Raw genomic sequence first — 20,748 nt, 5'->3', positions numbered from 1 at the left:
GCCGCTCGCTCGATCGCGCAGGTCTAGCGGACTTGTAAAGTTGCGATCGCATCGAGCTCACCGTGCCCATGGATCCGCGCGTCTCCCGCTGGTCTACCTCGAATAACACGGCCCGCTCGTCGAACGCGGGCCGCGCAGGCTCCGTTATTCTTACGCCACAGCCGAGTAGTGCGTGTCTTCCCGCGATGCATCGGACCCGTGCTGCTTCACCATCTTGTTGTAGATCCCCAACAGCAGGAACGGTGCCGCCCATTGCCCCACGAACAGGCTCTCGTGCTTGCGCCCCGCTGCCATGAAGCCCATTGATGCTGCTATGGAGCCCAGCGCCAGCGCCAGGTACAAAGTTGAAGGAGCTTTCGAGGTCACCTTCTCAATGCTGGCCGTTAGTTGGTCTTCGTTCGAATCTCCCCTCGCTACGCGCAAATCCGCCATGATTCCTCTCCTTGAGCGATTTCGATCGCTCCGGGATGGGATGCCGCTCGTGCAACCTGGGTGGCTAGGCGCACGCAGACAGAACTCACTGTTTAAGTCTCTTGTTTCGGTGCGGGCTGATGCCTCTGCTTGATGAACCCAACACGGCCCGGAGTAATCTACGACCTCGTGAACAGGGGATTTCTACGCATCCTCGCCAAACGGCAAAGCTACTTACGTGCGAGCTCAGCAGCTTTGGTCCGTTCCGCCGCGGCCTCCGCTGCGCGCCCCTGCCGCTCATAGGCAACGGCGAGCTGGCTGTGCGGTTCAGCAAACGTTCCATCCGCCGCAATCGATTCCTGATAGCGCCCGATCGCATCGGCAATCTGCCCCTTCAGCAGCAATTGGTTTCCTGCGTTCAGCAGGAAGCTCGCCCGCTGCCTATTCACAGCCGCCTGGCTCAATGCCGCGCCACGTTTGCGCCAGTCGGCGGCCTGCGCACGCATCTCTTTCGCCTGCCCCCGCAGTTGTGCGGCCTTGGCCTCATCCCCGGCCGACTGTGCAGCTTCCGCTTCCGGGCCGAGCTTCGACGCCATCTCCGCCAGAACCCCTGCCATGTTCACCATCGACCCTGGCTGTCCAGGCTGCAGCTCGATCGCCTTCTCCAGTGCTTCCTTCGCCTCGGGCAGCCGCTCGGCCTGCTTCAGCGTGCTGCCCAGCAAGGCCCACGCGCCCCCGTTGTCCGGACGCAGCGTGACCGCCTTGCGCAGCTCCGTAACGGCCTCATCCAGCCTGCCTAACTGCATGTAGAGAATGCCGAGCGTATACGGTGGATCCTCAAGCTGCGGATCCATCTCGCCCGCTTTCTTCAGCTCTACCACCGCCTCATCCATGCGGTCCTTGAGCTTGTAAGCCAGGCCAAGGTCGTAATGAAGTTGCGGATCGTTCGGATCCAGCGCCAGCGCCTCGGTGTAATCCTTGATTGCTTCATCGAACGCCGCAAGCTGGAGATGCGCGACGCCCTGGTCCTTCACGATGGTGGCGTCCTTCGGATCGGCGGCATGCGCTCGTTCCAGATATGCCAAAGCCTCCTGCGCCTTGCCCGTCATGGTCATCGCGAGTCCCAGATTCGACAGAAGAGAAGCGTTCTTCGGCTCAGCCGCAATCGCTTTCTCAAACCACGGAATCGCCTCCTGCTGACGTCCCAGACGTTGCAATGCCATAGCGAGATCGCCTGCTACGCCGGCGAGATTTGGCTGCAATTGCACAGCCTTGGTGAACGCCTCGGCAGCCGGCTCATCCTGGCCGCCATCGGCCAGCGCACGCCCATATTCCGCCAGCGCCGCCGGGTTCGGCGGGTCCGCCTTGGCTGTCGGCTCCAACGCGGCGATTGCTGCACTCGGGTCATGCTGCTGCCTGTAGACAGCGGCGAGATGGATACGCGCCTGCGTGTAACCGCTGTCCTCCTGCAGAGCTCGCTCGAAGGCAGCACGCGCCTCGTCCCAATGCTGCATCTGTGCCTGCACCGTGCCAATTGCATCATCGATCTCCGCGTGTAGCCCGGTGATCTGCTCTTCCGCTGCAAACTGCTTCAGTGCCTCCTCGCGCCTGCCCACGTCAGCCAACGCACGGGCGTAGGCGTCAAAAAACGCGGGATCCTGCGGAGTTGGCCCTTTACGCAGCGCTGCCTCGAAATGCGGAACCGCCTTGGAGCCGTCGCTTGATCGCCACAGCGCGATGCCAAGATTTCCTTCAATCGAGCCGTCATCTGGCTTCAGATGCGCTGCCTTCTCGAGCTCTGGCACTGCCTCCGCAGGCCGATTGAGACCTATGAGGGCGACACCCAGCGCCTCGTGCCCCTCGGCGATCTGTGGCGCCAGCTTCACCGCCTGGGCAAACTGCGCGCGAGCCTCTTCGTAGTGCCCCTGCTGCGAAGCCGCATAGCCCGCGCGGAACGCTGCATCAGCCTTGCGCAGGGCCTCGGCATCCGGCTTGCTGGATTGGGCCCACGTCAGCACCACCCCTATTGCTGCCACCGCGAACACAAAGACTCGGCCTATCCGGGAGAGAGCTCTCATTTACTTCCCCGCCGGCTTCGGATCGTCGCGATGCTGCAACTCAACGACTGTCTTGAACTCCCGGTTCGCCTCTGCAATTTGTCCTGTAGCCTTGTACGCCTGGCCCAGCAGATTGTGGGTGATGTAATTGGATGGATCCATCTTCACGGCCCGCGTAAGATAGCGCAGGGCCTGGATCGGATCCTTCAGCTTGAGAAACGTCTCGCCCAAAAGAATGTACGGACCCGTTGACGTGGGCGTCAGCAGCACGGCTCGATTGAGCGCCTGTTGCGCGTTCTCATATTGTCCGCTGCGAAGATAGGCGTCGCCCAGACGGTCATACAGTTCGCCGTTCAGCGGATTGATCGCGCGCTCCGCTTCCAATTCCTTAATCGCGTTTTCCTGATCTCCGCGCGCCAGCGCAGCCTCCCCTAAAAGCTGGTGCGCCAGCGGTAGCTTCGGATTGACCTCCAGCGCCTTCTGCGCCTGCGTTGCAGCCTGTTCCTTCAGCTCGCGGCGAAGGAATAATCTGGCGGCCAGCAGGTAGGCCTCCGCCGAATCCGGTTGAAACCCGTACTGCACGGCAAAGGCGTGTCGCGCGTCGTCATAGCGACCAACATCGGAATAAGCAAGTCCCAGCACGTACTGCGGGTCGACGTTGGCGGTCTGCACCGATGCGTGCGCCTTCTCCAAATACGGAATCGCATCCTGCGGCTTCCCAAGCCTGAAGAGGGTCACGCCCTGCATCTCAGTGGATTGGCGATCGTTCGCATCCTGCGAGATGGCTTTCGAGAAAGCATCTGATGCCTGTGGCAACAGGTCTCTCTGGTAAAAGATCATTCCGCGCAGCCGTTCTACCCCAGCCGACTCGGGCGTCTGCGCTGCAAGTTGGTTCAGGATGTTCATTGCCTGATCCAGCCGGCCTTTTCCGGCCAGCGCCTGCGCGTCTTCAAAGGTCCAACGCTGTGCGGTAGTGTCCCCCACCGAAATGCCCGGTTCCGGAGACTGCGCCACCAGAGGCAAGCGTGCTGCAAACAATACCAGTGCGACGAATACTAGCTGCTTCATGACTACGGAGTGCATTCGATGTGGCCTTATTGCTAGTGTAGTTCCGCGCCGCATGCCAGCGCAGGTTCTTGCGCAATAGAAAAGGGGGAGCCGTAGCTCCCCCTTCGTTGTGGTTGCGGCTCCTTCGCGGTTTAGAACAGGACACGAAGCGAGAATTCGAGCTGACGAGGCGAGTAGCCTGGAGCGCCGCCGTTAATCGAACCGACAGACTCGATGCTGCCGCCCGGGTTTCCGGGGCTGATGTGGTTAAAGGCGTTGTAAGCATCGAAGCGGAACTTCGCTGCAATGCTCTCGTGGAAAGTGACCGTCTTGGCGAGCGCCAGGTCGGAGCTCCAGAAGCCCGGTCCGAAGTAGGTGTTCTTCTTCACGTCGCCGATGCGATCCAGTCCAGGATCTTTGAAGACACCCGTGCCTGGATCGGTAGTAACGTTGTTGGTTTGGGCAGTATAGTACGTCCGGGTAATTTTGCCGTTGGTGCCAGCCTGGGCGCCCGTTAGGGAGGTTTTCATCCTGGCGCCGCTCGTGTAACTAGGATAGTTCGGAGCGCTGCCGGGAATGTTGTTGTTCGATTCGCCGTAACTCAAGGAGAACGGTAAACCGCCCGCCACATTGACAGTTCCCGCCAGTTGCCAGCCACCAATGAACGCATCCGCCATGGTGTTGACACCGGATGCGAACATCTTGCCCTTGCCAAACGGCAGGTCGTAGGTGCCGAACCAGGTCAACTGCTGCCGGCGCACATTGCTGTCGCGGCCGTGCGCGGCATGACGATCCCAGCTCGCATACTGCGTGCTGTCAGCAAACGCGCTCGCCCACTGGTAGTTTGCCGTGTAGTTCAGCCCATGCCATGCGTTTTGCTGCAGGGTGACCTGTGCGGCGTTGAAGTTGGTATTCAGGTTGTCGCTGTAGTACGTGATGTCGTTCGTCCACCCGCAGGCGCCAGGGCCGAGGGTAGGATCTGGCTGCTCGTAGTTTGCATCGCGGCAGGCGGGAAGCGACGACCAGTAGTAGCGGCGCAGCTCGTTGTTGTTGCCCGTGGCGCCAGCGCCAGACGTGCCGCTGGGATCCCAGTGAAGGGACTGGCCGTTCTTCCCGAGCGAAGCGGGAAGAACGATAGCAGCTTCGTTCGGATTGATCGTGTTGCCGCTGCCGTCACCGAGTGTGTAGGTTCCCTTGTTTCCAACGTAGGCAAGGGTCACCGATAGCGTCGGCGTGATGGAACGCTGGTAAGCCAGGTTCCAGGCGTCGATCATCGGGAACCGAAGCGGGTCAGGACGTGCGCGTGAGTTGACCTTCGCGCCCGGGTTGGGCAGCAGGCCGCTCGACGGAACTGCTGGCGTAGTCGGGGCATCCGGGCCTTTGGCGAGGTTAAAGGCCTGCTCGGTGGTCGAGGGAGCATTCTGGTTCTGGTTAGTCAGCACCGGAAGGTTCTGCGTTGCGGCGTGGCCGAAGATCGAACCAAAGATGCCGATGTCGAAGCTGCGGCCGTATCCGGCGCGAATCACGCTCCGATCGTTCATCTGCCAGTTCAATCCGACGCGGGGAGCGAACATGTTCTTCTTCTCGATCGCCCAGCCCATGTCTTTTCCGACGTTTCCGTAGCCGGCAACGTGCAGATAGCCATCGTTCAGGTTAAGCAATGAGCCGAGGCCCTTGCCGTTCACGGTCTCAGGGAAGTACAGCTCCCAGCGCAGTCCGTAATTGAGCGTCAGAGAATGCGTAAGGCGCCAGGTGTCCTGGCCATAGAAGAACAGCCGGTTCTGGTGCTCCTGTGCGTTGGTCGATGCCGAGTAGTAACGCTGGAAGCCGCCTACCTGCCCCAGCAGGAAGCTGGCGAAACCGAGGCCGCCCTGAGCCTTCTTCAGATCAGCATTGTTAGGATTCGAGGTCTGTCCCGCGTTGAAGTTCACGATGCCCGTGCGGTTGTTATCCGACGGTACGCGCAGATTGTTCGCAAAGCGGAGATCAGCGCCGATCTTGGCCGTGTGGTTGCCAAAAATCTTCGTCCAGTTGTTGACGAACTGGTACTGGTGCTCGTTTTCTGTCAGCGGGCAGTTGCAACGGTTCACATTCAAACCGTCGCCAAAAATGGGCTGCGTGGTGCCGTTGGGGATGGTATCGAAGTTGATGGCCGGCGAGCCGCCCGTGTAGTAGTCGCCGGTGTTCATTCCAACCCAACCAATCGTGTTGGCGAATTCCGCCGTCTGGTCCGGCTTGTGGGTCTTGATGTTGTAGCGGTAGTAGCCAAAGCGCCAGTCGGTCAACAACGACTGGTTCAGGGCGATATCCATGCCGGATGCGAGGCTGTCGTTCGAGCCCTGCGAGGTGCCGCCGTAGCCTCCGAGGCCGAAGCCAGGGCCGCCCGCCGTGCCGAACATTACCTTCCCGATGAGCGTGTCGGTAAAGCGTGAGAACCGTCCGAACGCATGCATCTTGTCGTTGATGGTGTAATCGCCGCGTACCGTCCACTGATCGCTATTGAGAGTGCCGGTTCCCGAACCGCTGTAATTCTTATCGAGGTTGCCCACGTTCCCAGCGCCCGGCTGATAGTTGACGCCCTTCGTGTATGGCTCCAGATATTTCAGGAAGTTCAGCGCTTCCTGGGAGAGCTGCGCACGCGGAATGACGTTGCCCTGGTATGGCTTGGAGATTGGCTTGCCGTTTTTGTCGAAGCCGAACTGCTGATAGATGATGCCCTTGTCTCCCAGCTGTGCAGCATATTCGCTGAAATCAGCACCAGGAATTCCGCTCGGGCCAACCATATTGCCGAGCGCGGTCTCGGTGAGCAGGTTCGTGGGAAGCGTATCAGTCTGGGCGGTTCCCACCTTCTGCCGCTGGCCTTCGTAGTTGCCGAAGAAGAACAGCCTGTTCTTCACGATCGGACCGCCGATGGAAGCACCGAAGCGGTTCTTCAGGCCTGGAGGAATCGATAGCGGCACACCCTGGGCCTTGTTGATATAGTCCGGAGGCTGCGTAAAAGGATCGCGCGCCAGATTGGCGTTCGAAGTCCTGAAGTCGTATACGCTGCCGTGGAAACTGTTGGTGCCCGACTTCGTCTGCGCGGTCACAACCGCGGAAACTGCCTTGCCCAATTCGGCGTCGAAGTTCTGCGTAGTGATCTTGGTCTCCGTCACCGCGTCCATGGTCGGATTGATGACGATGATTCCGAGAATCGGATCCTGATTGTCAGTTCCATCCAGCTCGAACGCCGTACCTGCAAAGGCCTGGCCGTTCACCATGATCTGCTGCGATGCCTGCGGATTCTCCGAAGCGGCATGGGACCAGCCCAGCTTCTGCGCGCCGGGAACGAGTAGCTGCAGATTCGTGAAGTTCTGGTCGCCGACCGGAAGGTTCGCGACTTCGTGCTGATCGAAAACCGTGGCCACGTCGGCACGGTCGGTCTTGAGAATCGGTTCCTGGTCGGCGTTTACCTGAACGGTCTCAGAAGCGCCACCCACGTCCATCGTGGGGTCGATGCGGGGCGACGTGTCGGCGAGCACCTGAATGCTCTTCGCCTGGAAGGTCTTGAAACCCTGCGCCTCAACCTTTAGGTCGTATACGTCGGGGATAAGGTGGGCTACGCTGTAGTCTCCGGATGCGTTCGAGGTCACGGTTACAACCGTGTTCTTCGTCTCGCTTGTGACTGAAACGGTGGCATTAGGTATCGCCGCGCCGCTCTTATCCGTCACTGTGCCGAAGATCGATCCGTAGACCGACTGTGCTCTTGCAGGTGCAAGTAGCACAAGACTCGCGCAGGCAAATAGCGCCAGCGCAAGGGCTGTGCGAATCATCTTGTTCATGCGGTCTCCTGAAGCTTCTTACGTTTTATTTGTGTGAACTTGTGTGGTTCTGCCGGCCGGGTGGTCTCCCTGCCGTGGTGCAAAGGCTACCCCACCGTGATTGGCGGGTTTGCGCAAAATCGGGCGAAGCGCCTCTCAGTTAAGCGTAGACTGAGGCCAAAATTACTATTCCCGAAGCAAAGCGAAACAATAGCAATGTCTGAAGGGCATGTCAACGAGCAAATTGCTAGTGAAATCAGATGATAACAGGCCTCATTTTTGAAAACGGTTACATGCGCTACCGCCAATCTTTCCTAGAGTTTGCAGCCAGATTTCCCGCTCAGAATGGAGTGATTTGTCTAAAGCGATTTACTCGCTGTGAACGCCTGGTGACACCCCTCCGAAGAGCAGTCCGACGCTGCCCTTCTGGAGACGTTTTCATGCGAAATGGCCGCAGGCCCGACGTTCAGTCCCCAGACTCACTGCGGATGGTACCGGCTGGAGATGAACGGGGCCGCCTCCTGCCCAAGGTCAGCAAGATACCAGGAAGCCGCAAACAGCACCACGATGCAGGCTGAGGACCAGAAGAAGAGCCGTACCGGCAAGGTTGAGGTAAGTCGCTGATCGCGGTCGGGATTGCTGCGCAGCGGTAACTTGAACAGCAGCCCGCTCATGAAGCACACATACGCAGCCCAAGCCAGCCGCAAGGTCGCCAGCACAAGCCGCTGTTCCCACCGCGTTCCGGGCACAAAGAAGGCGTGGATCGCCGCCTCGTACAGGGATGCGATGCAGAAGAAAAAGCACGCCGCCTTCCCCAGTTCCAGCACCGAGGCACACCTCCTGGCCCTAACCGCTGGACAATTCTACCCCCGGCAAGGCCATCCAAACAGCGCCGAAGATCTGATTCTCCTCCGCCTTTGGCTCCCGCCTTCTCTTGTCACATTCGTATGTGATTAAGTAAGCGTCGGCTTCGGAACCGCGTTCGGCCCGCGTCCGTACCTTGGACTGTGACCGATCGGGTGGCCAGCACGGGCTGGGTGGAGCGAGCGACAGCTCTCGCCATGGATGAGTGGCGGCGGGCAGCGGATCCGTGGGCGGGTTCGGGGCCCCGATACTCCCCCCGCGAGCAGAAGGTGAGAGAGAAGGCCTACGACCGGGCGCTCGATGAGGTACGGCGTACCTGCCGCCGGCGCACACCGGATGCCGAGACCCGGCTGACCAACTGCTTCGGCCGGTTTGCGGCCGAGGCTTTGGATCTGGGTCCAGCCTCCATCGATCTGCTCAACCACGGCTTCCTGCCCATCGGCATGCAACTGGCGCGCTGGGCGCACCGGTTCGATCCATCGCTGAGCCAGGCTGACATCACCCAGGCTGCTCGCAATGCCTGGACCGCTTGCGGCATGCAGCCGATGTTCGGCGCTCCCCTGCGGCTGACCCCCGCAATCCTGGCTTACAGCCTCCTCTATCCCTATAGCGACAACTACCTCGACCGCGAGAACGTCACCCACCGGGACAAGGTGCGTTTCAGCGAGTGTTTCCGCGCACGTCTGCGGGGAGCGTTGCCCCCAGGAGAGCCGCTGAAGACTGAGATCGTGTCCATGATCCGCATGATCGAGGACGAGTTCCCCCGCTCGAGCCATCCGGAGGTCTTCGATGCGCTGCTGGCGATCCATGCCGCGCAGGAGGAGAGCCTCAAGCAGTTGGAGCACTGCGGAGCTATGCACGAGGGGGAACTCCTGCGCATCAGCTGCGCGAAGGGCGGGACCTCCGTGTTGGCCGACGCCTGCCTGGTACGCGGCTCCCTCGACGCGGCCCAGAGCGAGTTCGCTTTCCTGTGGGGCGTCATGCTCCAGCTCGGCGACGACTTGCAGGACGCCGGGGAGGATCTGGAGCGTGGATCGGACACGCTGTTCACGCGGGCGATTCGCGATGGCCGGCCCCTCGATTCTCTTGTGGAGCAGTTGCTGAACTTCGCCGGGATGGCCGCAGCCCGGATGAATGCGCTCCCCGGCGGTTCCCCGACCCACAAAGGACTCCTGCGGATGAGTTGGCGGTCGCTGATCCTGTTCGCGGTTGCCGATGCGCATGCGTACTTTACCCCGGCATTTCTCGGGCACATCGAGCCCTGGTCGCCGTTCCGCTTTGCCTTCCTGCGCAAACGCCGACAGAAGCTGCAGGGCGATCGTGGCCTCTTCGAGAGACTCTTTGAGCTTGTGATGAACAGCAAGGGCGATCAGGCCATACCTTTGCCGATCCCGGAGAACGGAACGGGATCCCTCGGAAAAGTTCTCCAGAATGTAACTAAGTTGCAGCGCGCCCGTCTTTGAGTACAGGACCATGCAAACGATCCTGCCCCTGCAGTTGGACCGGCTCGACACGCCTATTGGCGAGATGCTTATCGCCGCCGATAACGAAGGGAACCTGCGCGCGACGTTCTGGACCGAAAAAGACCGCGTGCTCGAGCCTTTCCTGGCGCGCCACTATGCACCCGCCCGCGTTGAATTCACCTATGTTCCGGGCCCTTTGGCTGCCACAATTGCCATTGCTCGCTATTTCGACGGCGACCTGCATGCCATCGATGACCTGCCTGTAAAGACGGCCGGCACCGATTTTCAGCGCATGGTATGGCGAACTCTGCGGCGGATTCCGTGCGGCACCACCATCTCCTACGGCGAACTGAGCCGCCAAATCGGCAGACCAGAGGCAGTGCGGGCGGTGGGCCTGGCCAATGGGGCCAACCCGATCGGGGTGGTGGTTCCGTGCCACCGGGTGATCGGCGCCAATGGTTCGCTCACCGGCTACGGCGGCGGAATGGACCGCAAGCGCTGGCTGCTCGATCACGAGACGCATTTCCGCTTGTGATTCTTCCCACGGGGTGCAGAGTCTGCACCGGCATTTCACAGCCAGGCGACCAGCTTCTATAGCGGTTACCGAAAGGCCGTTGCTGCAGCGTGCCGCTCGGAGCGGCAACCGCCGAGCAGGAGTTGGCAGAGGAGAGTCAGGCACTCTGAAGCCAGGCGCTTACGGCGCTCCAGAGGCTCTAGAATGGCGCAGGTATTCAGAGGAAACAGAGTATGCGCGTTCGTACTGCTTCGATTTGCCTGGCATCCCTGCTGCCGGTCTTCTCTTCCGCAATCCAGTCCTCCGCAATGGGCCAGGCTTCCGCCCCGCCGCCGCCGCAGTTCACTCCGGTGGCTCCGATCGCATTTGACGCCGCCAGTCCGGTCATCCGCGCTCACACTGAGACGCTCAAGCCCTTCACCGTTGCCGGCCCGCGCGGCGTCATCCTCGGTCAGCAGGATGGCACGTTTGAATCCTGGATTCTCCCCGTCAAGCTGCTCTCGCACCTCACCATTGAGGCGGAGATCGAGGGCTACACCGTTCCCATCGATGTGAATCAGCAGTCGGCAGAGATCGAGGTCAGGCCCGAGCGAACCGTCATCACCTATTCGCATCTTGGCTTCACCGTGCGACAGATCATGTTCTCGCCGGAGCAGGGTCCCTCAGGAACAGGGCCCGTGGTGCTGTTCGAGTTCGATTGCCTGCATCCGACCGACTTCACCTTCCGCTTTACGCCGGCACTCGAATACATGTGGCCCGAGCGCAACGCCGGACACCCCGGACCCGAATGGGTGGCGCACGGCCCGAATGCCTATGAGCAGGCCGGCGGCTACTACGTGTTGCATGCAGACTATCCCGAGATCGCCGGCGCAATCACCATTCCCGGCGCGCGGCCCGGGATCATGGCTCCCTACCAGGAGCGGCCGCAGGTGCACCCCGTCGAGCTGAAACTGCACATCGACCCTGCGCATGATCGCGGCAAGCTCTATCCGCTGCTGATGGCCGTCGGTACGAAGAAAGAAACCGCGGACACGCGCGCGCTCGGCGAGACACTCGAGAAGCTGAACCAGTCGATCGCTACAACCTATGCCGCGCACGCGGAGAGCTACAAGAAGCTGCTTGCCAATTCAGTCTCAATCGACACGCCCGACAAAGCTCTGAACGACGCGTTCCAATGGGCGGTCGTATCCATCGAGCAGCTCAAGGCCAAGCCCGTCGGCACGGATGAAACCGCTCTCGTCGCCGGCTACTATGCGTCGGGCGACTCAGCCCGCCCGGGCTTCGGATGGTTCTTCGGCCGCGATGCGCTCTACACGCTCTACGCAGTGAATGGCTACGGCGACTTCGCGCTATCGAAGTCTGAACTCGAGTTTCTGATCAAGCGGCAGCGTGCCGACGGCAAGATCATGCACGAGTACTCGCAGACCGCCTCAGAGATCGACTGGCTGCAATTCCCCTACATGTACGCGGCCGCCGACTCGACGCCCCTGTTCCTTCTCGCCATGCTCGACTACGTCCGCGCCAGTGGCGATACAGATTTCCTCAAAGCCCACAAGGATGCGGTGGAAAAAGCGTGGGCCTTCGAAACCGATCCTGCGCACGATACGGACCATGACGGCATCTACGACAACTCGCAGGGCACGGGCTGGGTCGAGAGCTGGCCCGGCGGAATGCCGCACCAGGAGATTTATCTCGCGCTTCTGGATCAGCAGGCCAGCCAGGCCTACGGCGAATTGCAGAAACTCCTAGGAAATGAAGCGCAGGCGGGCGCGGCGGCGAAGCGCGCGACTGATATCGCCGCGAAGATCGAGCAGGAGTACTACGACGCGCAGACGGGATGCTATGCATTCGCGACCAATCCCGCCGGTACGCCCAACAGCCCCGTCGATCGCACGCGCACCGTCTACCCGGCGCTTGCGTGGTGGAGCGGCTTCGGTTCGCAGACCCTCGCACATGGCGATGCCTGCCTGCAGCAGATCGCTTCGCACACACTCAACACCGACTGGGGCCTCCGCGACGTCGCCAACAACGAGAAGATTTACGACGGCATGAGCTATCACCAGGGCTCAGTCTGGCCGCTCTTCACAGGCTGGGCCGCAATGGCCGAGTACCGTGGCAACCAGCCGCTCGCCGGCTACCAGATGCTCAAGGAGAATGCCAACCTCACCTGGGCCCAGGATCTCGGCGCCGATACGGAACTGCTTAGTGGCGATTTCTTCGTGCCTTTCGGCCGCAGCACCAGCCATCAGCTCTGGTCCAGCGCCATGGTGATTACGCCGACCCTGCGCGGGCTGTTCGGGATATCGATCGACGCGCAGACGAAGACGATCACGGTGAATCCGCAATTGCCGGCCTCGTGGGATCACGCGGAAGTGCTTGACCTCCAACTACCCGGCGAAAAGACTTCGCTTTACTTAGAGAAGAATGGCGGCCAACTCGAGATCTACATGAGCCCGACTGCGGGAAATCGATGGCACTTGAGGAGCGACATCCCAGGAGCCTCGGTGGGGCCGCTGGATAAGGAGACAGCTCGCCAGTTCCGACTTGCCTCGCAGCAGGGACCGCGAATTCCATTGCCTGCGATCCAGCTAGACGACGTGCCGGCGGAGATGAACCTGATCGAGCCCGTCGCACTCTCGACTCCAAACCGACCGACAGTGCCGGGATCGAGGACTCGGAAGTTCCGCATCGTGCACGCCGAGCACGGCCAACGCCAGTTGAAGCTCACGATCGAGGGTCTCGCCGGCTCTGATGGAATGCTCCGTTTGATCAGAAACGGCCAGTTTGTTCCCAAGATCGAAAGTGAATCTACTGCGGAAAAGGCATCGGTCTCGTTTAGATCGTGTGACGCAAATCCGCTCGGGTGCGCCTGGTATCCCCTGACCTTCCATTTTCCTGAGGGCGAAGGCTGGAAGACCATCACCGTCACCCTCGCCTGGTAATTAAACCCAGGCCCCTCACCAGCGCAGGCCGTGAACCCGATTCACGGCCTCCCACCCGCATGGTGTGATTTAAATCACATCCCCGCTTCCCGAACCGCGAGAAGATAACCTCACAAAAGCTCACAAGCAGATCGCGGAGGGGATTGGCCCGCAGCATCCGCCGGGATCCCACCGGCCCGGCGGATACGTACTTGCATGCGGTGCTTTCCCAGGCGCGCTCTCTGCAGGAGCCCGCAGGATCTCGCGCGGCAATGCACGCTTCCCCCGGCCTGGATCTAGCTCAATTTGGTGATGTCGTTTCGGCGGAACCCACGTACTCTTGAGATTCCCAAAAGAAAAACTCTCCCTGACGCGAGATCAGACGGGGCCCTCTATGTTTGCTGAACTCAATCGTTTGCTCTCTCCCTTCCGGCGCGGGTTCGCCTGGTATATCGTCTTGACTCTCATCCGACAGGCGATGGTGGTGGGCGGCGGCTACGGGCTCGTCCTTCTCATCCGGACCTACGAACACAATTCCGCGCAATCGGTGCTGATCGCCGTTGCCGTGCTCGCCGCCTACAAGCTGCTGCTCGACGGCCTCGACCAGGCAATGGGTTGGAAGTTCGCCAAGCACGTGAGTTATCCGATGTTCCGGCAGCTCAGCGTCGGCGTGTTCTCAAAATTGCTCCAGCCTCGATCAGGCTTGGCACCAGTCGGGATCGAGCGGCGCACGTCGCGGCGAAATCACCAACGGACTCAGCAAATTCGCGCAGACAAGCGAAAGCCTGGCGCGCGAGGTGTGCCCCCTGCTCGGGACGGCGTTGATGAGCTTGTTCCTGCTGCGAGCCTACGTAGGTGTCTCGTTCTGGATTGCCGTACTCCCAATCTCCTGCGCACTATTCTTCTGGCTGTCGATCGAGGAGAACCGCCGCTGCGTGAAATACCGCGAGACGCGCTACCGGCGCTACGCCGCCGATAATTCGCTGAGCATCGAGTGCCTTGAGATGCATACCGATGTAGTGCGCTACAACCAGGAAGAACGCATTGAGGCTGACTATCGCCGCATTCACGACGAAATCGAGCAGTACGGCCTGGCCGAAATGAAGGTGCAGACGTTCTTCGGTATGGGCAAAGGCGTCGTAATCCTCGGCATGCAGCTTTACCTGCTCTTTGTCTGGATCGGAATGCTGACCGCACATCGACTCGACGGAGCCATGCTGGTGTATCTCTTCATGCTGTCGGACCAGCTTTGCGGGTCGTTGTGGGGATACGCCGGCATGTGGGGACGGATCAGCGAGGCCTGGGAGCCGATCAAGCTCTTCCTCGGAATCAGTTCGGCCACTTCGAGGGTCTGCGATTCCAATTCCGTTGAGCCGATGCGCATTCCCCAGCAGGTGAGCCTGGAGTTTTGCGACGTAGAGTTCAACTATCGCGCGGAAGAGCCCGTACTGAACCGGGTCAACCTGCACGTGGACGCCGGAAAGAAGGTGGGCTTCGTCGGCCGCACCGGCTGCGGGAAATCGACGCTCCTTAAGCTGGTGGATCGCCTCTATGATCCGCAAGCCGGCGCCGTCTACGTGGGCGGCGAGGACGTGAGGCGCTGGCCGCTCAAACAGCTTCAACGCGTGTGCACGTGCCTTTCGCAGAACGGCGGCGTGTTCTTCTCCGATGCCGGGTTGCTCGATACGCTTCGATTTGCGAAGCCCGATGCCTCGTTTGCTGAAGTCGTGCGCGCGGCGAAGCTTGCCTGCATTCACGACGAGATCATGGGCATGCAGGATGGCTACCAGGCCAAGGCCGGCGAACACGGCAAAAACCTCTCCGGCGGGCAGCGCCGGCGTGTCGCTCTGGCGCAGGCCGTCCTCAGCCTCGACCATCCGGACAAAAAGATCGTGCTGCTGGATGAGTGCACAAGTAACCTCGACGCCGAAACCGAAGCCCAGGTGCTGAACAACATCTGGCCGCTGCTCGAGGGAAAGACGGTCATCGTGGTGACGCACCGGCTATCGGCGATCGATGGACTGGTGGACGAAGTGATCGAGTTCGCCGAAGGTCGCGTCGCGCGGCGTTTTGCTGGCCGGAACCTGGACCTTTTCGCGGGCAACCTCTACGCGGAACCGGTCACGCGGCTCGCAGGTTCGTATACGACCTGATCTTTGCCTGCGCTTGATTTCCGGATCGCACTGATGCAATGTTGTGCTGATCCCGATGCGCAACCTTGCACAAGCTGGAGCCGGTTACTTCGCCTTGGGAGACGCGACCAGAATCTTGTCTTGCTTCAGCACGCGGATCGCGATGGGGTGGTGAGCGGCGCCGATGGACTTCTCCACCGGTGCACCGAACAGCTCGGGATGCAGGTACAGCCCGCGTTCCTTGTCCGGCTTGGCCTGTTCCACAGGAATCCGGTGTGCATCCGCCCAGGCATCGTGGCGCGTGCCGGTCACCTGCCACGAGACTTTTACGTTCGGCTTGTCGGTCAGAATGATGAAACTGTGGCTTGTCATTTCGCCGGCGACGATGGCCTGCGCGAACTGGCCCATGACCGTGAGTTGATAGCGGAAGTCACGATTAAGCGCTTCGAACCATTCCGGCATCTGGACCACGGCCTTGCCCTGCGCGTTCGTGGTCACGACCCCGTCATAAATGTTCTTCATGTCGGGCGACTCCACGAAGGAGTGGGACAGATACTTGTTGGCGGGGTCCAGGGGGTGATCGATTTTGAAGGAACCGCCAGCCTTCGAAAGATTGCCCTGCACCGCCACATTACCCAAAAAGTAACCTGCAAAGCCGTACGCACTCTGGGCAAAAATGGCATCTCCTCCCGCGGTGTTGAGAGCCGCTACACCCGATCCTGCGTCGGAGTGCGCGATACCGTCGACACCATCGGGCCCGAACCCATCTGCCGTAGTCGTGTAACCGAAACTCTCGCCTTTTACTCCCTGGCCGCTGGAACCGTCTGCCTCGCCCTTCACTCCACGGCCGCCGTTGAAGCTGAATCCAACCACGCCAGTTCCGGCTCCGTTCACATCTCCTTCCACACCGACAGCATTGCTGCCCGAGTTCTTGTTGAACCCGGAGATAGCCGAGACAGCATCCATATCTGCTATGCCCGTGATGCCGCCCGCCGCAAGCAGGTTATTCAAGGTGGCGTTACCGTAAGCGTCCCGCTTAACGATCGCATACGGAATGTTCTGGTAAGTAGGTGCAACCACCCAATTCAGGCCCAGCACACCGCTGCCGGTGACCGGCCCTCCGCTTACGGTGAAGTCAGCTGCCGGAGCACTCAAGCCCACGCTGGTCACCGTGCCGCTTCCGCTTCCCTGGGGAAAGGTCTGCCCCGGCGCAAATTGGATGATTCCCTGACTGGAAATCGAAAGGCCGGTCTCTACCGGCGCCGGTTCCACGGATTTGAACAAAAGGGATAAGTTCGCGGAGGGCGCATCCGTATTGTTCCCGGTGGGCTCCGCCTGCCATTGGAAAGTCTGCGCTACGGCTGAAGCCGTGCTGCTATTGAAGGACGAGGCACTGAAGCCCTGCGGTTGTGAGACCCTGCCTGCCGTTGCCGTTGCCGGGCTGGCAAACGGCAGCAGCAAAGGTCCGTGGATAGTGGTGGCGCCGTTCACATCGAGCTTGACTGTGGGTTTGCTGATGCCAATGCCTACGCCGGTTCCATTGTCAAAGATCTGGGAGCCGATGATGTCCGAGCGTCCATCGAATTTTGCGAGTGCATTCGGTGCACCTCCGGCGGTCGTCACTGCAGTGGCTGCCGCGGGTACAGGCTGAGGCATGGCAACGGAGGAACCCGGAGCGCTGGCCGCGGCTCTTGTTCCTGCCAGCAGAAACGCAGAGGCCGGGTATCCGCCGAGCGTCTGCGCATCGGCCGCTTTCAGCGCATACGGCACACTGAGCAGCAGCACTCGCGGCTGCTCTCTACCCGCGTTCACGCGGACGCCTAGCCATCGCGAGCCCGCTGAACTGAACAGCTCGAGCGGCAAACCGTACACGCTGGTCGCGCCCAGTTGCACGGTGTAATTGCCCTCGGCGTCGACCATCGCATTCTGCGTCTCCATCCACAGCGGATCGTCTTCAAACTGGTCCTTGTAAATGGCGAAGCTAACGCCCGTGATGCCGGCCATGGGCTTGCCTTGTTCATCCAGCGCCTTACCGGAAAAGTTCACCAGCCGTGGCACGGCGCCGCTCGACTTCGGCACTCCTGGTTGTGCATTCAGAAAAGAAGAAAGCAGAAGAGCTGCAATCACACTAAGCAATTTCACGAAAGTCCTCCTTGCTCCTCGCTGCTCCATACGAGCAAGGCCGCGTCGCATCAAGTGCGCGGCGCGAATAGAAGCTCCTGTTCGAGATATCGCGAAACAGGAGGAGGAAGACGACAATACGGAAACAGAAATTACGGCGGGACGGGGTGCATCCCGCGCGTTTGCCGTCTCGTGACCACGTACGCGGAACTCCCGCCCAACAATCTTCCCTCTGTGAAATGACCCAGTGATTCTTGACTAGCCAGGCGTGCCCCTCAATCCGGTGGAATGCCAAAGTTCAGCGTGCGGAGACGAGCAGGGTCGGCAATTACCTCCATGGCGGTAATTTTCGACTTCCTCACGGTGCAACGAACCGCAACCCTCAGCCGCCCACCAGGAGCGATGACGAACCCCACGTCTCCATCCACCACCACTGGCTGCGCGATCTGGGCAGCGCCACTATACGTTAATGCCTCCTGAGCCACGTCCCGTGCGCCGCGGAGCTCTCTGCCTTCCGCGGCCGCCACCGCCACCCGGTCGGCCCGACGCACCACGTCCGAATCCAGAACGGCGAGCAGGCTTTCGATATCACCTGCACGCAACGCCCTAAGGAACGCTTCAACCGTTTGCCGCTTCCCAGACAGAGACGCGGCTGGCCGCGTTCGCCCTCCACGTACGCGACGGCGAGCGCGACTGGCGAGTTGCCGGGCTGCTGTCGGCGTCCGGTCCACGATTGAGGCAATCTCCTCAAACGAGACGCCGAATACGTCGTGCAGCACGAACGCCACCCGTTCGGCAGGAGTGAGCCTCTCCAGCACAACCAGAAATGCGAGGCCGACAGATTCCGCCAGCAGGGCTTCATCTTGAGGACTTCGTCGCCCGCTATGCACGATCCGCGGCCCCGCGGTGCTCTCTTCCAGCGCTTCTTCGCGGCGCGCCGTTCGCGAGCGCAGGATATTCAGACAAATTCGCGCCACGACAGTTGTCAGCCACCCTTCTAAATTGTCGATACCAGCCGCATCTGCCCGGTTCACGCGAATCCAGCATTCCTGGACCGCATCGTCCGCCTCTCCGGCAGATCCGAGCATGCGAAAAGCCACAGCCCTCAAGTGCGATCGATTCGCCTCGAATCTCTCCGCCACCCAATCATTTCCGCTCATCGGTCACATTCTCTCCTTCCCCCGGGTCACTGGGATGACACCCGAAGGCCAGCCTTCGTGACAAAGGGAGTTTCCAATATGCATCTCGCTTATCTCATCGTGATCGTTCTTACCGCCTCAGCGAACATCTATGCCGGCATATGTGATTTCACGCTTCCCAAGTGGATCGTCACAAACATCAAACGGCTGGAGCTTCCGCTGCGGTGGCTCCCGACCCTCGGCGTCTTAAAGATCCTCGGCGGCCTGGGTCTGCTTGCGGGCATCGTTGTGCCGCCCATCGGCATTGCCGCCGCAGCCGGACTGGTTATCTACTTTGTTGGCGCTATCGTGACAGTTCTGCGCGTGCGCTGGTATGCCAATCTTCCCTTTCCCATCGCGTGGTTCACTCTGGCTCTATGCGCATTCGTGTTATGCATGCGCACCGCCTGACAGCCATGTCCGAACTCAGCCGAAGATACGTTCTTGCGCTTCCTATTTCGGTCCGCGGCGTATCCCAAAGTGGTACGACCTGGCGGAATTCGTGACTGGGGTCACGGAGGCGACTTCGCGCCGGTTCCGATAATCAGAGCGCAGGCCTGCGCATCGGGTTGCGATAACTGCAGCTGACGATGCACCGGTGCCGAGCTCTCTTTCAGGGGTAACGCCGTCATGTCTTCTATTCCGTTCATGTGGGTCGCGTGGGGTTTGGTGTTCTTGATGTTCATCGGCTTCCGGGTCTATGTCGCCAGGATGAGCCGCAACGAGGACGACCAGCTCGTGCTGCAGGATTCGTCAGCGCATCTTCGCCAAGAGCAGGAGGTCATCATCGACCGGCTGCAGAAGACCAAGCCGGTGGGACGCGCGATCCTCGCGCTGTTCGGCGTGATGACCCTCTACGTAGCCGGCTATTACGTGATGGATATGGTGCGGCAGTTCAAGTAGGTCGCTTTTCGCGATGTCTGAAAACACGAAGCCCTTGCCGGTCGGCAAGGGCTTCGCTGTTGCTGCTGCTACTGTTCTTGATTCGCTGTTCAGATCCGCATCGGCATCAACACGTAGCGAGACTTGTACTCCGCGTCGGGATCCTCAGGCCGCATCTGCCCGGCCGACTGCGAGTCCTTGAACTCGAGCCGCACTTCGCCTTCATTGCCCAGGGCCTTCAGGAAATCAAGGATGTACGTCGAGTTAAAACCGACGACGATCGGATCGCTGGAGTAGGGCGTATCAATCGTGTCCTCTGACTCGCCGGACTCCGTCGATTGCGAGCTGATCTTCAGCTCGTTCGACTCAAGCCGCAGGCGGATGGCGCCCGAGCGCTCATCGGCAAACTGCGCCACACGCTGGATAGCTCCGGACAGTTCGCTCGATCGCACGATAGCGAACTTCGTATTGTCGCGCGGCATCACCGCTTCGTAATTCGGGAACTGACCGGAGAGCTTGCGCGAGCTCAGCGTGCGGTGACCGACGCGGAAGAACAGTGTGTGCTCATCGTCAGCGAACTCGACCTTCTCCGCGTCCGAGTTGGCGAGCAGCGTCTGCAGTTCCTGCAGCGCCTTGCGCGGAACCAGGACCCGCTTCTCGCCGCTGATTCCGTCAAGCACTTCGCCGGCCTTCTCAACGAACGAGAGGCGATGGCCATCCGTGGCGACCATGGCGATAGACTCGGCCTTCAGCACCATCAGCGCGCCGTTCAGCGTGTAGCGCGACTCCTCATTCGAGATCGCGAAGATCGTGCGGCTGATGAGGGTCTTCAATGCCGCAGCCGAAATACTCGTCACGGCGATCGTCGGAAACTCAGGCACTTGCGGGTAGTTCGCGCGCGCCATACCGACCATCTTGGTGTTCGAGCGGCCGCTGCGGATCTGCACCCAATGGTTCTCAAGCAGCTTGATGGATATCTCGCCGTCGGGCAGGAGCTTGATGTAGTCGTACAGCTTGCGGGCCGGAATGGTGCACGACCCAGCCTTCTTGACCTTCACGCCTGCGCTGGTCCGGATCGCCTGGTCCAGGTCGGTTGCCGTGATGCTCAGCCGGTCGCCTTCGGCTTCGATCAGAAAGTTCGAGAGAATCGGAATGGTGGTTTTGCGCTCCACCACGCTCTGCGTCGCGGTGAGTTCCTTCACCAGTTCCTGGCGGCTTACGGTAATCTCCATCGCTGCCCCCTGCGCGGCCGGTTTCTCCACTTCAGTTTCCACGATCGACATACACCCACCCCTCGTTCCGCGGCTCTCCGCGGCCACTGCTGCCTCGCAGCCACAGCAAGTTTCAACGCGGCTTCA

Annotated in this window: 15 protein-coding genes; 7 read left to right on the top strand and 8 right to left on the bottom strand. The window is 60.6% G+C overall.

Going from position 1 to position 20,748, the window contains the following annotated elements; all coding sequences use genetic code 11:
- Positions 1 to 150: 150 nt before the first annotated feature.
- The 5 genes from MOP44_RS07445 to MOP44_RS07425 all read right to left on the bottom strand — a co-directional run bounded on the left by MOP44_RS07445 (position 151) and on the right by MOP44_RS07425 (position 8,142).
- On the bottom strand, positions 151 to 432 hold the full coding sequence (locus MOP44_RS07445; protein ID WP_260795365.1) for a hypothetical protein: 282 nt from the start codon (positions 430 to 432) through the stop codon (positions 151 to 153).
- 209 nt (positions 433 to 641) lie between these two features.
- A complete protein-coding gene (locus tag MOP44_RS07440) occupies positions 642 to 2,489 on the bottom strand; it encodes a tetratricopeptide repeat protein (protein WP_260795363.1) in 1,848 nt (615 codons plus the stop codon).
- The gene (locus tag MOP44_RS07435; RefSeq protein WP_260795362.1) at positions 2,490 to 3,536 is read right to left on the bottom strand and encodes a tetratricopeptide repeat protein; all 1,047 of its coding nucleotides are present in this window, start codon (positions 3,534 to 3,536) and stop codon (positions 2,490 to 2,492) included.
- 131 nt (positions 3,537 to 3,667) lie between these two features.
- Positions 3,668 to 7,336 carry a TonB-dependent receptor gene (locus MOP44_RS07430; RefSeq protein ID WP_260795361.1) on the bottom strand — a complete coding sequence of 1,223 codons (3,669 nt, stop codon included), beginning with the start codon at positions 7,334 to 7,336 and terminating at the stop codon, positions 3,668 to 3,670.
- Between the two features lie 458 nt (positions 7,337 to 7,794).
- A complete protein-coding gene (locus MOP44_RS07425) occupies positions 7,795 to 8,142 on the bottom strand; it encodes a hypothetical protein (RefSeq protein ID WP_260795360.1) in 348 nt (115 codons plus the stop codon).
- A gap of 180 nt (positions 8,143 to 8,322) precedes the next feature.
- Here MOP44_RS07425 and MOP44_RS07420 point away from each other — a divergent pair, with 180 nt between their 5' ends.
- The 5 genes from MOP44_RS07420 (at position 8,323) to MOP44_RS07400 (ending at position 15,230) form a co-directional block, all read left to right on the top strand.
- Complete coding sequence (locus tag MOP44_RS07420; protein ID WP_260795359.1) at positions 8,323 to 9,642, top strand: hypothetical protein; 1,320 nt, start codon at positions 8,323 to 8,325, stop codon at positions 9,640 to 9,642.
- A 10-nt stretch (positions 9,643 to 9,652) separates the two neighbouring features.
- Positions 9,653 to 10,177: a methylated-DNA--[protein]-cysteine S-methyltransferase gene (locus MOP44_RS07415; protein WP_260795358.1), complete on the top strand. Its 525-nt coding sequence runs from the start codon at positions 9,653 to 9,655 to the stop codon at positions 10,175 to 10,177.
- Between the two features lie 212 nt (positions 10,178 to 10,389).
- Positions 10,390 to 13,098 (top strand): amylo-alpha-1,6-glucosidase, encoded by a 2,709-nt coding sequence (locus MOP44_RS07410; RefSeq protein WP_260795357.1) that lies wholly within the window; start codon positions 10,390 to 10,392, stop codon positions 13,096 to 13,098.
- 373 nt (positions 13,099 to 13,471) lie between these two features.
- Complete coding sequence (locus MOP44_RS07405) at positions 13,472 to 14,056, top strand: hypothetical protein (protein ID WP_260795355.1); 585 nt, start codon at positions 13,472 to 13,474, stop codon at positions 14,054 to 14,056.
- The gene (locus tag MOP44_RS07400; RefSeq protein WP_260795354.1) at positions 14,013 to 15,230 is read left to right on the top strand and encodes an ATP-binding cassette domain-containing protein; all 1,218 of its coding nucleotides are present in this window, start codon (positions 14,013 to 14,015) and stop codon (positions 15,228 to 15,230) included. Before MOP44_RS07405 ends, MOP44_RS07400 begins: the two co-directional genes overlap by 44 nt.
- An 84-nt stretch (positions 15,231 to 15,314) precedes the next feature.
- On the opposite strand, the gene MOP44_RS07395 is transcribed toward MOP44_RS07400, so the two are convergent.
- On the bottom strand, positions 15,315 to 17,351 hold the full coding sequence (locus MOP44_RS07395) for an autotransporter outer membrane beta-barrel domain-containing protein (protein WP_260795352.1): 2,037 nt from the start codon (positions 17,349 to 17,351) through the stop codon (positions 15,315 to 15,317).
- A 254-nt stretch (positions 17,352 to 17,605) separates the two neighbouring features.
- Positions 17,606 to 18,490, bottom strand: a complete 885-nt coding sequence (locus MOP44_RS07390; RefSeq protein WP_260795350.1) for a sigma-70 family RNA polymerase sigma factor — start codon at positions 18,488 to 18,490, stop codon at positions 17,606 to 17,608.
- A 78-nt stretch (positions 18,491 to 18,568) separates the two neighbouring features.
- Between MOP44_RS07390 and MOP44_RS07385 the strand changes: the two genes are divergently transcribed.
- Both MOP44_RS07385 and MOP44_RS07380 read left to right on the top strand, forming a co-directional pair.
- The gene (locus MOP44_RS07385; RefSeq protein ID WP_260795349.1) at positions 18,569 to 18,919 is read left to right on the top strand and encodes a DoxX family protein; all 351 of its coding nucleotides are present in this window, start codon (positions 18,569 to 18,571) and stop codon (positions 18,917 to 18,919) included.
- Between the two features lie 219 nt (positions 18,920 to 19,138).
- A complete protein-coding gene (locus tag MOP44_RS07380) occupies positions 19,139 to 19,411 on the top strand; it encodes a hypothetical protein (RefSeq protein WP_260795347.1) in 273 nt (90 codons plus the stop codon).
- An 89-nt stretch (positions 19,412 to 19,500) separates the two neighbouring features.
- Here the strand turns inward: MOP44_RS07380 and dnaN are convergent, their stop codons facing one another.
- Entirely contained in the window at positions 19,501 to 20,673 is a 1,173-nt protein-coding gene (gene dnaN / locus MOP44_RS07375) for a DNA polymerase III subunit beta (protein WP_260795346.1), read from the bottom strand.
- Between the last annotated feature and the right edge of the window lie 75 nt (positions 20,674 to 20,748).

The organism is Occallatibacter riparius (genome assembly GCF_025264625.1).
In the GTDB taxonomy this organism is placed as follows: domain Bacteria; phylum Acidobacteriota; class Terriglobia; order Terriglobales; family Acidobacteriaceae; genus Telmatobacter; species Telmatobacter riparius.
This window is presented reverse-complemented; position numbering and strand designations above follow the sequence as displayed.

Bases quoted from the DNA above. Each gene is read 5' to 3' on its own strand.
- MOP44_RS07390 (WP_260795350.1), bottom strand. From the start codon at position 18,490: ATGAGCGGAAATGATTGGGTGGCGGAGAGATTCGAGGCGAATCGATCG.
- MOP44_RS07445 (WP_260795365.1), bottom strand. From the start codon at position 432: ATGGCGGATTTGCGCGTAGCGAGGGGAGATTCGAACGAAGACCAACTA.
- MOP44_RS07385 (WP_260795349.1), top strand. From the start codon at position 18,569: ATGCATCTCGCTTATCTCATCGTGATCGTTCTTACCGCCTCAGCGAAC.
- MOP44_RS07405 (WP_260795355.1), top strand. From the start codon at position 13,472: ATGTTTGCTGAACTCAATCGTTTGCTCTCTCCCTTCCGGCGCGGGTTC.
- MOP44_RS07410 (WP_260795357.1), top strand. From the start codon at position 10,390: ATGCGCGTTCGTACTGCTTCGATTTGCCTGGCATCCCTGCTGCCGGTC.
- MOP44_RS07440 (WP_260795363.1), bottom strand. From the start codon at position 2,489: ATGAGAGCTCTCTCCCGGATAGGCCGAGTCTTTGTGTTCGCGGTGGCA.
- dnaN (WP_260795346.1), bottom strand. From the start codon at position 20,673: ATGTCGATCGTGGAAACTGAAGTGGAGAAACCGGCCGCGCAGGGGGCA.
- MOP44_RS07415 (WP_260795358.1), top strand. From the start codon at position 9,653: ATGCAAACGATCCTGCCCCTGCAGTTGGACCGGCTCGACACGCCTATT.
- MOP44_RS07380 (WP_260795347.1), top strand. From the start codon at position 19,139: ATGTCTTCTATTCCGTTCATGTGGGTCGCGTGGGGTTTGGTGTTCTTG.
- MOP44_RS07435 (WP_260795362.1), bottom strand. From the start codon at position 3,536: ATGAAGCAGCTAGTATTCGTCGCACTGGTATTGTTTGCAGCACGCTTG.
- MOP44_RS07430 (WP_260795361.1), bottom strand. From the start codon at position 7,336: ATGAACAAGATGATTCGCACAGCCCTTGCGCTGGCGCTATTTGCCTGC.